The 13,398-nt window shown below is 68.4% G+C and carries 13 protein-coding genes; 9 read left to right on the forward strand and 4 right to left on the reverse strand.

Annotated features, from left to right (window positions below; genetic code table 11):
• Positions 1-207: 207 nt before the first annotated feature.
• Positions 208-468, forward strand: coding sequence for an ATP-binding protein (locus ACWD6R_RS01530; protein ID WP_451817055.1), 261 nt, complete (start codon positions 208-210; stop codon positions 466-468).
• A gap of 14 nt (positions 469-482) precedes the next feature.
• Here ACWD6R_RS01530 and ACWD6R_RS01535 read toward each other — a convergent pair whose 3' ends face one another.
• Complete coding sequence (locus ACWD6R_RS01535; RefSeq protein WP_451816835.1) at positions 483-995, reverse strand: hypothetical protein; 513 nt, start codon at positions 993-995, stop codon at positions 483-485.
• A 582-nt stretch (positions 996-1,577) separates the two neighbouring features.
• Here ACWD6R_RS01535 and ACWD6R_RS01540 point away from each other — a divergent pair.
• From ACWD6R_RS01540 to ACWD6R_RS01565, 6 genes are all read left to right on the forward strand, one after another.
• Complete coding sequence (locus tag ACWD6R_RS01540) at positions 1,578-2,792, forward strand: FAD-dependent monooxygenase (RefSeq protein ID WP_451816836.1); 1,215 nt, start codon at positions 1,578-1,580, stop codon at positions 2,790-2,792.
• A 23-nt stretch (positions 2,793-2,815) separates the two neighbouring features.
• On the forward strand, positions 2,816-3,853 hold the full coding sequence (locus ACWD6R_RS01545; RefSeq protein ID WP_451816837.1) for a cupin domain-containing protein: 1,038 nt from the start codon (positions 2,816-2,818) through the stop codon (positions 3,851-3,853).
• A gap of 30 nt (positions 3,854-3,883) precedes the next feature.
• A complete protein-coding gene (locus ACWD6R_RS01550) occupies positions 3,884-4,753 on the forward strand; it encodes a fumarylacetoacetate hydrolase family protein (protein WP_451816838.1) in 870 nt (289 codons plus the stop codon).
• 49 nt (positions 4,754-4,802) lie between these two features.
• Positions 4,803-5,306 carry a MarR family winged helix-turn-helix transcriptional regulator gene (locus ACWD6R_RS01555; protein WP_451816839.1) on the forward strand — a complete coding sequence of 168 codons (504 nt, stop codon included), beginning with the start codon at positions 4,803-4,805 and terminating at the stop codon, positions 5,304-5,306.
• Positions 5,307-5,479: 173 nt separating this feature from the next.
• Positions 5,480-6,232, forward strand: a complete 753-nt coding sequence (locus ACWD6R_RS01560) for an IclR family transcriptional regulator (protein WP_451816840.1) — start codon at positions 5,480-5,482, stop codon at positions 6,230-6,232.
• A 209-nt stretch (positions 6,233-6,441) separates the two neighbouring features.
• Positions 6,442-7,788 carry an MFS transporter gene (locus ACWD6R_RS01565; RefSeq protein WP_451816841.1) on the forward strand — a complete coding sequence of 449 codons (1,347 nt, stop codon included), beginning with the start codon at positions 6,442-6,444 and terminating at the stop codon, positions 7,786-7,788.
• A 159-nt stretch (positions 7,789-7,947) separates the two neighbouring features.
• Here ACWD6R_RS01565 and ACWD6R_RS01570 read toward each other — a convergent pair whose 3' ends face one another.
• Both ACWD6R_RS01570 and ACWD6R_RS01575 read right to left on the reverse strand, forming a co-directional pair.
• The gene (locus ACWD6R_RS01570) at positions 7,948-8,226 is read right to left on the reverse strand and encodes a hypothetical protein (RefSeq protein WP_451816842.1); all 279 of its coding nucleotides are present in this window, start codon (positions 8,224-8,226) and stop codon (positions 7,948-7,950) included.
• An 83-nt stretch (positions 8,227-8,309) separates the two neighbouring features.
• Positions 8,310-9,584: a sulfite oxidase gene (locus ACWD6R_RS01575; protein ID WP_451816843.1), complete on the reverse strand. Its 1,275-nt coding sequence runs from the start codon at positions 9,582-9,584 to the stop codon at positions 8,310-8,312.
• A gap of 587 nt (positions 9,585-10,171) precedes the next feature.
• Between ACWD6R_RS01575 and ACWD6R_RS01580 the strand changes: the two genes are divergently transcribed.
• Both ACWD6R_RS01580 and ACWD6R_RS01585 read left to right on the forward strand, forming a co-directional pair.
• A complete protein-coding gene (locus tag ACWD6R_RS01580; RefSeq protein WP_451816844.1) occupies positions 10,172-11,161 on the forward strand; it encodes a helix-turn-helix domain-containing protein in 990 nt (329 codons plus the stop codon).
• Positions 11,162-11,208: 47 nt separating this feature from the next.
• Positions 11,209-12,105, forward strand: coding sequence for a hypothetical protein (locus ACWD6R_RS01585; protein WP_451816845.1), 897 nt, complete (start codon positions 11,209-11,211; stop codon positions 12,103-12,105).
• 265 nt (positions 12,106-12,370) lie between these two features.
• Here ACWD6R_RS01585 and ACWD6R_RS01590 read toward each other — a convergent pair whose 3' ends face one another.
• Positions 12,371-13,249, reverse strand: coding sequence for a septum formation family protein (locus ACWD6R_RS01590; protein ID WP_451816846.1), 879 nt, complete (start codon positions 13,247-13,249; stop codon positions 12,371-12,373).
• Between the last annotated feature and the right edge of the window lie 149 nt (positions 13,250-13,398).

Consider the following 13,398-nt stretch of genomic DNA (forward strand, 5'->3'; position numbering starts at 1 on the left):
GATGGCACGGTGAAGCACCAGGCAATCACTCCCGAACCCCGCCCGACCGTGCCAGAGTTCAGCCTCCGCCTCAGCAGCACAAGACGAGGCGCCCGACTGGCCCGCACCCTCGCCGTGTAGCAGCTCACCGAGTGGTGCGGCATCCCGCACGACTCCGACTCGGCCCGGACCGTCGCCCTGATCACGGCCGAGCTGGCCTCCAACGCGATCACCCACGGCCACCTACCCGGCCGCGACTTCCGGCTGACGCTGCTGCTCCTGCCCCATGCCCTGCGTATCGAGGTAACGGACACCCGCCCCGACCGACTTCTGCCGAACCCGCCCTTCACCCCCACCGGTGCCACTTCTGGCCGCGGCCTACTGCTCATTGACGCCTACGCGAACCGCTGGGGCTGCACAGTCCGCGACGCCTGTACCAAGACGGTCTGGGCGGAGGTGACGCTCTTGGAGACGGCGCCGACCCCATAGGAGAGCGGCCCGGATCAGGAGGCCTTCGACTCCAGGTGGTAGGTCGTGTCGACCCAGAAACCGTTCGTGGCCCTGGCCTTGATCTCCAGTACGTACTGACCGGGAGTCAGCGACGCGATGCCGCCCCAGATGCCCCATGCGTAGCGTTGGGTCAGCCCCGTCCTGAACGGCGCGGAGAACTCCTGAAGCGGCAACGGAATGCCGTTGAGCGATGCCGTGGCCTCTGCCACCGTCAGGGACTGAGGGACCCTCGAGTACGACCTGGTGTGCTGCATATTGAGCACCGGGAAGAAGACCGGCCGGTCCGAGGGGATCGGACAGCGCCGCACCACGCGGCCGCCGTAGGTGCCGGCGAGAAACCACAGGTCGTCCGGCTGCTTCCAGGCGGCGTGCTCACCTGTTGTGTCCCGGACCGGGCTGAGGTCCTCAGGGGCGGACATGGCCCACTTCCACCACCGGCCCGCTAGCACCCCGCCCTCGTTGTCGCTCAGCTTCCACGCACTGTCGACCGATTCCGCACCACTCATGACGCCCCTCCCGCGTGCAGCCCCTGGCTCGGGGCCCGATTGAACAAGCGGACAGTATCCGAGGCGGATGAAGGGCTCGACGGCGACCTCTGAGACTGGTTGCGTTGGGCCGCTGGGCCACACTGCCCAGGACGCACGGCCGGATGTTCCAGCCCCCAGCATCGCCTCTACCACCCTGCGGCCGCCTTCGCTCGTCTCGGGCTACCGGAGCCGGAAACGTTCGCCCAGGGCTCCGGAGGACCAGCCTCTGCCCGATGGACTCGATACCACTGCGCACGATGCGCCGGGCGATCCCGGCCGCCATACGCCCGGTGTCACCGCGGAGGACATCGCGGCGTGCACCGACGCTCCTCTGCTCCTCTGCTTCTGGACAGCCTCACGGCTACCCCCTGATCAAGAGGCGCACCACCCGAGCCATCGGTTCGCGATATGTGGACCTCTCCATCGACACCCCATTGACATCGGGGCAACACCGTCTCAAGATGATCCGTACACCAATGATTGACGTACAGATCATTTAGAGGCCCGCGCTCGCCGCCTCCTCTCTCGGTGTCCTCCACTCCTTCGACGCTAGGAGGCCATATGCCTGTGACTCCTGATCCTCTCCGCATCGCCGTCGTCGGCGGCGGCATCGGCGGACTGGCCGCGGCGCTGGCAGTCGCCCGCTCCGGGCACCACGTGACGCTCGTGGAACGAGCCGCCCAGTTCGGCGAGATCGGAGCCGGCCTGCAGCTCGCCCCGAACGCCTCTCTCGCACTTGAGGAACTCGGCGTCCTCACGGCTGTTCAGCGCACCGCGGTTGCCCCACCCCGACTCGTGATGATGGACGCTCTGACGGGAGACCAGATCACCTCCCTCGACCTTCGCAGCGCGGCCTACACCGAGCGCTTCACGCATCCCTACCTGGTCACGCACCGCACGGATCTGCACGCCGCGCTGCTGACCGCTTGCCAGGAACATCCTGCCGTCACACTTCGCACAGGGCACACCGTCACCCACGTCGAACAGGACGCATCCGGGGCGCAGCTGCACTTCGCCGAATCGTCGGCGATCCTGACCGCGGACGCGGTCGTTGCCGCGGACGGCCTGCATTCACGTTTGCGCCAGGCTTTGGTGGGCGATGGGGAACCGGTCTGCTCCCGTTACGTGGCCTTCCGCGGCGCATTGCCGACCGAGAAGATGACCGGCCGGATGTCGCAGCACGCCGCTTCGGAGGCGGTGATGGTGTGGGCCGGGCCCCGCATGCATCTGGTGCAATACCCCGTGCGGCGCGGGGAGCTGTACAACCAGGTCGCTGTCTTCGAGAGCGACCACTACACGGCGGACTCCGACGACTGGGGCACCGAGGCGGAGCTCGAGGAACGCTTCGCCGGCACCTGTCAGGCCATACGCGATTCTCTGCCCCTGGTGTCGCGCGATCGGCGCTGGCCCCTGTACGACCGCCTGCCCATCGACAACTGGGTGCACGGCCGGATCCTGCTTCTCGGCGACGCCGCCCACCCGATGCTGCAGTACCTGGCCCAGGGAGCCTGCCAGGCGCTGGAAGACGCCGTCGCCCTGGGACAGGCACTCGGCCGGTTCCCCGACCCGGCCGACGCCTTCACCGCGTACGCCGCCCAGCGCCGCGAGCGGGCAGCGCGTATCCAGACCAACGCCCGCCGCTTCGGCGAGATCTGTCACCTGGAGGGCATGGGGGCCACCCTGCGCAACGTCCTCCTCTCATCCCGTACGCCTGACGACTTCGACGACATCTCCTGGGCGTGGACACCGGCCGCGGCCGGCGTTCCTGCCCTGTGAGCCCGCAACCGCAGGAGGAGACGATGACCGACGAACTCGCCTACAAGGCTTTGGAGGGCCTGGGGGCCGCGCCGCTGTGGAGCTTCTACGGAAACCTGTTCCCCGCCCAGCCGCGCAGCCGCGCAGTGCCCTACCGCTGGAGCTGGCAGGAACTGCGCCCGCACCTGCTGCATTTCTCCAAGACCCTCTCGCTGGAGGAGGCCGAACGGCGGGTCCTCATGCTGGTCAATCCCGGCCTGACAGATCCCCCGGCCACCGTCAACACCCTCTATGCCGGCCTGCAGATCATCCTGCCCGGCGAGACCGCGCAGGCGCACCGGCACACGTCCAACGCCTTCCGCTTCATCCTGGAGGGGAGCGGCGCATGGACGACGGTCAACGGCGAGCGGGTCTTCATGTCCCCCGGCGATCTGCTGCTCACTCCCGGCTGGCACTGGCACGACCACACCCACGAGGGCGACGAGCCGATGCTCTGGCTCGACGCTCTCGACTACCCGCTCGTCAACGCTCTCGAAGCCGGTTTCTACGAGCAGTACCCCCAGCGTCTCCAGCCTGTCACCCGGCCCGACGACGCAGGCAGCAGGCAGTTCCTGCACGGCCGACTGACCCCCGTCTGGCTCTCCCAGGACGGGCCCAACTCCCCCGTCACCCGCTACACCTGGCAGGAGACGCATCGCGCCCTGGAGAGCATCGCTGACACCGCCGAAGGAAGCGACGTCGACGGCATCGTCCTGGAGTACACGAATCCGTGGACGGGCGGTCCTGTGATGCCCACCATCGGCTGCCGCATCCAGCGTCTGCGCCCCGGCTTCCAAGGAGCCGGACGCAGGCACACGGCCTCCACCATCTTCAGCGTCGTACGCGGTGAGGGGGCCACGATCGTGGACGGCGTGCGGCTGGAGTGGTCCGAGAACGACACCTTCGCCGTGCCCGGCTGGACGTCCTACCGGCACCTGAACGCCTCCTCCTCGCAGGACGCCGTCCTGTTCTCCTACAGCGACGAGCCCGTCATGCGCTCCCTCGGCCTCTACCGCACGGAAAGCGCCGACCCCGGCGCCTGATCCGCCCATTCGACACCTCAGAAGGAGGCCATGATGCGTCTGGCCCTGTTCAACAAGGGGCGACTCGGACTCGTCGACGGCTACGAACTCGTCGATGTGACCGAACAACTCGCCGGCTCCGGCACCCCCGGTGCGGCCGGTGCGCTCCACCAGCACATCGAGACCGCCGCCCGCGGCGACGCGACAGAGATCGACCTCACCGGCTGCGCACGCGTCCCGCTCGCCGAGGCAGTCCTGGAAGCCCCTCTGCCACGCCCCGGCAAGATCGTCGGCGCGCCGGTCAACTACCTGGACCACAAGGCCGAGATGGAGTACACCACCTCGGTCGCCGACCTCGGCGTCTTCCTCAAGGCGAACTCGTCCGTCATCGGGCCCGGCCAGGACATCCTCCTGCCCTACACCGACAAGCGCACTGACCAGGAAGGCGAACTGGGCGTCGTCATCGGACGCACCGCCACGCACGTCAGCGCCGATGACGCACTGGACCACGTGTTCGGCTACACATGCGTGCTGGACATCACCGTCCGTTCCGGCGAGGACCGCTCCACGCGGAAGTCGTTCGACACTTTCACCCCCATCGGCCCCTGGGTCGTGACCGCGGACGAGATCCCGGACCCGGACACCCTCGATCTGCGATGTGACGTGGGCGGCACCACCCGGCAGCGGACCAACACGGCAGACCTGATCTTCGGCGTCCGTGAACTGATCGCCTACACCTCCTCCGTCATGACGCTGCACCCGGGCGACGTGATCGCGACGGGCACGCCGGCCGGCGTGGGGCCGCTCAGCCACGGCGACCGGGTCGTTCTGGAGATCGAGCAGGTCGGCCGCCTGGAAGTGGGCGTCGACGGATCCCGGGCCACCCCCTACGAGCAGCGTCCGGGGCGCCGAGATCGCTGACGGGTCGGCCGCACGCGAGGTGGTGCCGCACACTCGTAGACTCCTGGGCGTGCCGGTCGTCTCCTTGGCCGGCACCACCTCGGCAGCGGACGAACGGAGCACTGTGGCGCGCGCACTGGATCTGCACAACTACATCGGACACCTGATCCGACGTGCGGAACAGGTACACACCGCTCTGTGGTCCCAGCACGTGTCCCGGGAGATCACCTCCCAGCAGTTCTCCGTCCTGAACGCTCTGAGCCAGAAACCGGGCATCGACCAGCGCACACTCGCGCACCTCACCTCGCTGGACCGCTCCACGGTCAACCAGATGATCCGTCGTCTGACCGACCAGCACTACGTGAGTCAGGTGCGGGACGAAGACGACCGCAGACGAACCCTGCTGAGTCTGACCGACCAGGGAGCCGAGCTGCTCGACTCACTGATCCCTCCGGCCGAACGGGTCAACGAGCAACTCCTGAGCTCACTCCCCGCGAGCGTGCGGGCTCTGGCCGTGGACATCCTCCGCAGAATTGCCACCATGGACGACAGGCCGTTCCACGACGAGGCGTAACGCCCGGTAAGCGGCTGCCTCGGCGACGGCCGACTCGGCGCTCGGACGTCCCGCGTATCAACGCAGGCGCGAGATGCTCCAGGCCCCGGGTCCGGATGAGGAGTCACATCTTGCCTCACTATCGCATTCCTGAAGCAGCCCAGCCCAGCGTGCGGCAACAGCCGCAGCCCCGCTTGGCCACCAGCACCGGTCCCGTCATCGGCCGCGCCCTGCAGATCCTCGGCACCTTCACGGCCCAGCACCCTCATCTGTCTCTGAGTGAACTGGCCCGCAAGGCCGACCTGCCGGTGTCCACCGTGCACCGCATGCTGGGAGAGCTTCTCGCCTGGGGAGCCCTCGAACGGGACGAGCACGGGCGCTACCGCGTCGGACTGCGGTTGTGGGAGGTCGGCTCCCTAGCACCCCGTACCCAAGGGCTGCGTGAGCGCGCGCTGCCCTATCTGGAGGACCTGGCAACCCTCACACGCGAGAACGTGCAACTCGCCGTCCGTGAAGAGTCGGAGATCGTCTTCGTGGAGCGCATCGGCTCCAGCAGCGCCGTGCCCACGCTGACACGCGTGGGCGGACGGCTGGCCATCACGGCTACCGGCGTGGGACTGGTCCTGCTCGCCCACGCCCCGGCTCATGTGCAGGATGCCGCGCTGGCCCAACCGATTCAGCGCCACACCTCCTTCACATTGACCGACAGCAGTCAGCTCAGGAGGGTCCTCGCGCAAGTGCGGACGTGCGGCTACGCGGTGAGTGACCGGCAACTGTCTGTCGACACCCTCTCGGTTGCGGCACCCGTCACGACCGCCGCCGGTGAGGTCGCAGCAGCTGTCTCCCTCGTCGTCCGGCACGGCTCCATGCCAGTGGGAGCCCTGGCAGATCTCGTCCGAACCAGCAGCCGGGCTATCTCGCGGGTACTTCACACGCCTGTTTCCTGAGGTGCACGTGCCCCTCACGATTGCTTTCCCGGCATACGGAAAAGGCCCTGGCCACCGGACGCAGGTGCTCGGAACATGTCTGCGCCGACAGCCGAAGTCACCACAGGCCATATGCCCCTCTTCGGCCTCCGTCATCCATACCACAGTCGACAATGGAGTGCCGCCATGTACATGTTCTTCAGTCTCGTCGCCGCTCAGCGAGTCGTCCGATGAGCGCCTTGCAAGAGGCCCTGGACACGGGTCGCATGAGCCGCTTCCAGTGGCGCGCAATCGTGATCTGTGTGCTTCTCAACACCCTCGACGGTTTCGACGTGCTGGTCATGTCCTTCACCGGGAAGACGATCTCCAGTGAGTGGCACCTGGACTCCGGCACGCTGGGGCTTCTCCTCAGCAGCGGTCTGGCCGGCATGGCTCTGGGCGCCCTCCTCGTCGCCCCCTGGGCGGACCGGATCGGCAGAAGGCCCGTCATTCTCGCCGGGTTGATCGTGGCGGCGGTCGGCATGATGCTCTCCTCAGCCAGCCAGAGCTGGCAACAGCTGGGAACGCTGCGCCTCGTGACGGGCGTCGGGATAGGCGCCGTTCTCGCCTGCAGCAACGTCATCGCCGGCGAGTTCGCCTCGCAGCGCTGGCGCGGCCTCGCCGTCAGCCTCAACTCCACCGGCTATGCCATCGGCGCAACAGTCGGCGGTCTCTCATCCGTGGCTCTCATCGACCACTACGGGTGGCGATCGGTATTCCTGGCCGGCGGAATAGCCACTCTGGTCGTCGTACCGCTCACCTTCTGGTTCCTCCCCGAGTCTCTTGACTTCCTCATCACGAGGAGACCCAAGAACGCCCTGGGCAGGGTCAACTCGCTCGCGCGCCGCATGGGACATCCCGAGCTCACCGCGCTTCCCGACTCGCCCCAGGCCGAGCGCTCACGTCCGGCAGGGTTCCGTCCTCTGCTCGCAGGGGAGCTGCGCCGCCCCACCCTGACGCTCTGGGCAGCCTTCTTCCTGGTGATGGCGGCCTTCTACTTCGTCACCAGCTGGACGCCAACGCTGCTGGTGGAAGCCGGCATGTCCTCGAACCAGGGCTTGACCGGCGGCACGCTGCTCAACCTGGGCGGCATCTTCGGAACGGCACTCCTGGGTGCACTGGCCGCGCGCTTCGCCCTGGTCAGCGTGCTGCGGACCTACCTCTTTCTGGCAGGAGCACTGGTCACAGTGTTCGCAGCCTCCACCGACGTGCTCGTCCTGGCCTTTTCCCTCGGTGCGGTCATCGGCGTGGCTGTGAACGGATGCATCGCCGGCCTCTACGCCCTCACACCGGGCGTCTACTCGACGCAGCTCCGCGCCACTGGCGTGGGAGCGGCCATCAGTGTCGGTCGCGTGGGCGCCATCGTCGCTCCCTCCGCGGCGGGTTGGCTGCTCCACTCCGGCTGGACACCACGGGGGCTTTACATAGCCACTGGTGTTGTGTTCGCGGCAGCGGGCCTGCTCCTGTTCACCATGCGCGCGAAGCGGCCCGGAAAGGGCGCCGCACTCATGGCGGAGCCCGCTCGCTCGGCTTCATAGCGTTCCAGCAATCCGCAGAACACGCGGACGACGTCCTCAGATGCTGACGCGTCTGTGGGCGTCGTCGCAGACACCTGCACCTCGCCCGACGACGGAACGGGCACGCGGGGCCGGGGCCGGCAGGGCGTCGTACACCCCGCAACCGCCCGCCCACCTGATTCACGGGGCCGTCGCCCGTTGCGGACGGTTCTGGTGGCCGACGTCGCGGACGAGGTCCAGGCCGAGGACGCGGTCGAGATGGGCGAAGGTCTCGAATTTGGCACCGGCCAGTACGTCGGACCGTCCCGCCACATCGGCCAGCAGATCCAGCACGGCGTCGACACCGAGATCGTCGACGAGCGCCGCATGTGACTGTCGCAGCAGGTCGGCGGGCATCGACCCGGACTTCTCCGGCACCGAGGGCCTGACCGAGGAGCAGACCTCGCTGCTGCTGGTCATCGCCCCGGGACCACCACCAGCCGGCCGCGTACCGACTGCAGGCCTACGCCCGGCCGGGAGTGAACTGCCCGCGGTGATGGAGGTCAGATCACGGTCACCGGGTGACGCACCACTGCGTCGAACAGAAAGCCCTGCGTGTTGGCCACGGCGGTGTCCGGCTGGGTGCGGCCGGCCGTGTCGGTGGCGCGGGCCAGGAGATGAGTGTCGCCGGCTGTGTCGGGCTTCCAGGTCAGGGACCAGCGGGTCCAGGTGCCGGCGCGGGGCCGGTCGTGGAGGCGGGCGGGCCGCCAGCTCGCCCCGCCGTCGGTGCTGACATCGACCCGCGCGATGGCCCCCGCACCCGACCAAGACCGGCCGTGCAGCACGTGCCCCTTCCCCACCCTGAACCTCGCCCCGCTCGCAAGCTCGAAGGCGCTCCTGACCGCCTGCCGGGTCAGCGGCGCGCTGCCCTCCTCTGGGTACGCGGGGCCGAACAGACGGTAGAAGATGGTGTTCCAGGGCGAGTAGAGCGGCTGCGTGGACACCTCGATGTCGCCGACCCACTTGATCGACGCGATCCCCACCCACGACGGCACCAGCACCCGCACCGGATACCCGTGGTCGTACGGAAGCGGCTCACCGTTCATCTCGTACGCCAGCAGCACGTCGTCCAGCGTCTTGGCCAGCGGCAGCGGACGGCGTACCCGCCCGAGGTTCTCGCCACCGCTGAAGAACTCGGTGTCCAGACCGCGCGGCTGCACATCCACGGCGTACGAGGACAGCCCGGCCTTGCGCAGGACGTCGGCCAGGCGCACCCCGCGCCAGCGCGCGACGCCGATCGACCCCATCGTCCACGGAGTGCCGGTGACCGTCTCGCCCTGCTGCGTCGTGTAGTAGCTGCGGCCGGTTCCGGCGCACTCGACGAACGCTGTACGGGTCACGGCGGGCAGGGCGCGCAGATCGTCGTACCCGAACTCCACCGGTTTGTCCTCACCCGGCGCGCCGCGCAGCCCGCTGCCCCACAGCCTCAGCCGCCAGTCGGCGGCATCCAGGACAGGGGTGGACGTGTGGTTGCGCACGAAGAACAGTTCGTTGGGGGTGCGGTGGCCGGTTCCGCGCAGCGCCTCCCAACGGGTCTCGGCGTTGGTGCCGCGCCGGATGAACCACTCGGGCGGCAGCGGCTTGACAATCGTGGGATCGGCGGCGTGGGCGAGGTGCGGCACGGGGAGCGCGGCCCCGGCGGCGGTCGCGGCGAGCAGGGTCAGCATCCGGCGGCGGGTGACCCCGTCCGCCCTGGCGTCCCCGGAGAGCCACTGGCTCAGCCTGTGGCGGTCGTACGCGGATTCGTCGTGGCGGGCGGCGGAGATGGGTGAAGGCATGACAGATCCTCATCGTTGAGACGGCAGACCGACATGGGAGAGGACAGCGCGAGCCGGCGCACAGGGCGGCGCGCCGCGAAGGCGGCCGAGTTGCACAGCGCGGCGGCGCGTCAGTGGCTCCAGCGACGACATGACGGGATGCAAGCATGCGGCGCCAGAAGGCGTCAACGGGGCGATCTTGCCACTTGGTTGGGCCCTTCTACACCAGACCGCGGCCGGAGGGGCGTCCACGTGCATGGTCTCAGTGATGTCGTTCAGTGTCATGGCTGCTCCTGGGGCGCGGCCTGCTCGCTACTTTCGGCCCTGTCCATCGCCACCACCGGGTCGCGGAATCCCGCGACCCGGTCTCCTGCGACGCGGCGACGCAGGACGTAAAGGTCTTTAAATCACCCGGGGAAATCACCCTTCCCAAACCCGCCCTGCCTCCCGTCACCCACACGGGTGAGCTTGGCCAATTCAGCTGGATTCGCGCCTGGTTGGTCGGCATATGCTCGCGGCGACCAACAACCCCAGACATGCGACGGCCCCCGGCCAGGACGCCAATCCTGATCGAGGGCCTGACCACCGAGGAAGTTCGGAGCTTCCCGATGGATACCCAGCAGATTACCGCGCCCTCTCTCGCCCCGTCCCGCGTACGCGGCAGCGTTACGCCGTCGTCCGGTGTCGTGCACGTCAACTCCCGGCACACCAGCCGCTTCACGGTCGTCGGCAACCACCTCACCCAGCATCGCGAGCTGTCCCTCACCGCGATCGGGCTCGCCGCGCACATCCAGTCGCTTCCCGCCGGAGCCAAGATCGGTATCAGGTTCCTTGCCGACCGCTTCCCGGAGAGCGAGACCCGCATCGCCGCCGCCCTGCGCGAACTTGAGGCCCACGGTTACTTGCAGCGCACCCGGGAACGCCTCCCCAGCGGCCAGGTGGTCACCCGCACGGTCTCGTACAACCAGCCGAGCACGGAGGCCACGCGCACCACGGTGCCCACGCCGCAGCCCAGGCCCGAGCTCAGGCCCAGCCGCAGCCGCACAGCCCCCAAGCGTCCGGCCGTGACGGCGCCCCCGGCTCCCGCACCGGCACCCGTCCGGCCCCCGGCACCGGAGCCCACCCCTGCTCCCGCACCCCAGCCGGAGGCGCAAGTCCCCGCCCCCGCATCGCAGCAGGCACCCGCGCCCCCGCGCCCGCCGCTACCCCAGCCGCAAGTGCCCGACCTGGACCGTCACCGCGCGGCCGCAGATCTCCTGGCCGACCTGCGTCGCCACGAACCCCGCCTGCTGCTGGCCGAGAACGACATCCACCGCCTGACTCCCGCCGTGGCCACCTGGCTGGAACGCGACGCCCACCCCGACGCCGTACGCCACGCCCTCACCACCGACCTCCCCGAACCCCTCAGACAACCGGCGGGCCTCCTCGCCCACCGCCTCACCACCCACCTGCCACCCCCGCTCCCGACGGTGCCCGCCCCCGTAACCGCATCACGGCCGCACCCCCTCCAGGACTGCGACGGCTGCGACCGGCCCTTCCGCGCTCCGGAGCCTGGGCGCTGCCGCGACTGCCGTACGGGCGTGCCAGAAGCCGCCTGACGCGAACGCCATACCCCCACCCGACGCAACAACCAAAGGAACCCCGCATGGTCAGCTCGCCCCACGAGGCGATGCACCGCATCTTCCAGGAGTACCCGGGACTGTTCTCCCGCGTCTCCGAGGTACTGGGCGTTGCCATCGACCCGCCCACCTCGGTCACCGTCATGCCCACCGACCTCACCGAGAACCGGCCCCTCGAACGACGCGTCGACACCCTGCTGCGCATCGAAATGGAGGACAGCGAGCCCTTCCTTCTGGCCATCGAGGCCCAGGGCAAGAAGGATCCGGACAAGCCCGCCAGCTGGGGCTACTACTACATGTACCTGCTCAATAAGTACCGACTGCAGGCCCTGCTGCTGGTCGTCTGCCAGGACCGCGCCACCGCCGAATGGGCCGCACGCCCGGCAGTCTTCGGCAGCGTCGGGCATCCGATCATCACCCTGTGCCCCCTCGTCGTGGGCCCGCACAACATGCCAGTGATCACCGATGTGGCCGAGGCCCGCAAGGACCTGGCGCTCGCCACACTGGCCGCGATCACACACGCCGGCGATCCGGACATCGGTGCCATACTGAAAACACTGTCTGCCGCTCTGCGGGAGGCACCGGAAGCAATCGTCGACCCCATCGTCGAACTCACCGCACAAGGCCTGGGCAACCGTCCGGCCGCACAACAGTGGAGGAACCTGGTGGCTGTGGACCTTTCTTTCTACAAGTCACCCCTCTCGGAAGAGATCCGGGACGAAGGCCGCGCAGAGGGCCGCGCAGAGGGCCGCGCAGAAGGCCGCAAGGAAGACATCCTGCTCTTCCTTGCACAGGCCGGCATCGACGTGCCCGATGAGGCTCGCCGGCGTATTACGGACTGCGGCGATCTGGACACCTTGAGCCGCTGGCTCCTGCGTGCCCCCACCGCGTCGTCCATCGAGGACATCTTCGCCGAGACGTAGTCCCCGTCTCAAGGCCCTACGCAGGCCGACGTGCCAGATCCGGCGCCGCCGTGTGGACGAACCAGTCCAGCACCTCGCAGAGATCTCCTCGCCGTGCTCGGCGAAGAGCCGAGTCGGGAACCGACGGCCGCAGCCCCGACTTGGCCCGTGCTCACCGCTGACTCAGCCTCGGTCAGTGCTTCCGCAGTTGACTACGGAAGCGCTCGGCCGCCTCGGGCCCCCGCCGTCCGGCAGGGGCCCTGCCGGACGGCGTGACCCGACCGGGTCAGCCGGCCCAGACCTCGGCTTCGTCGGCCGGGACGGTGGTAGCGAGCTTCAGCTCCTTGCGGGCGGCGACCGTCTTGTCCGGGTTGATGCCGGAGAAGGCCCGGTCGTAGGCGAGGTAGAAGGCGTCCGTGTCACCGGCCGAAGCGGCCTTCTCCCACGCACCGGCGGTCTCCTCCAGCCGTGCACGGAGCTTGACGGTCTCCGGCTGCTGAATGCTCTTCAGGGCCGTGAGGTGAGTGCCGAGCGCGGCGGCAACGGCTTTGGCCTGCTTCTTGTAGCCGGCCAAGTCGTCCTCGACCTGCTCTGCTTCGGGCTGGTTCATCCCCAGGGCCTCGTAGACGGCGCTCGAGCCCTTCAGGTACGCGAGCTGGTCGGCGTTCAGGGACTTGCTCTTCAACGAACCGGAGAACGTGCCCGCGTCCTTGGCGTACGTACAGCTCACGGCCCGATCGCCGGTCGCCCAGCTCTCCTTGGTGGGGTTGTAGTAGTAGACGTCGACGCCCTTGGGCAGGGCCCAGGCGTCGGGGGTGAACTTCTGAGCCTCGGCCGGGCATCGTTCGTCGGAGATCTGTGCGATTTTGTCCTCGCCGGGGTAGGCCGACTGCCCGTCGATCTTGAAGTCACCGACGACCTGGCCCTTGTGCGGTTCCTTGCACGGCACGACCTCGACGCTGAACTCCTCGCCCTCGGGCGCCCCGCTGTTCGGGTTGTAGCAGTCGCCGGTCGAGAGCGAGAAGACCGATCGCTGGCGAACCACCTTCTTGGCGCCGGCCTTTGCGCTGTCGAGGGTTTCGGAGCACCCCACTGCTCCGATCGAGATCAGGGCTACGACAGCGGATATACCGCGCAGGGAACGGGACGTGACACCGAGAGACATGACGTAAGCATCCTCAAGCGGAAGAGGTGTGAACAGGAGTGCGCATCGTATGGCATGTCAGTGACAGTGCCGTGTACAGGCGCTTCGCTGCGCCGGCAGTGGTTGTGCAGGTGATATCCGGACGAGTTGCCGTCCGGCGCTTACCGGAT

The organism is Streptomyces sp. NPDC005151 (genome assembly GCF_053599875.1).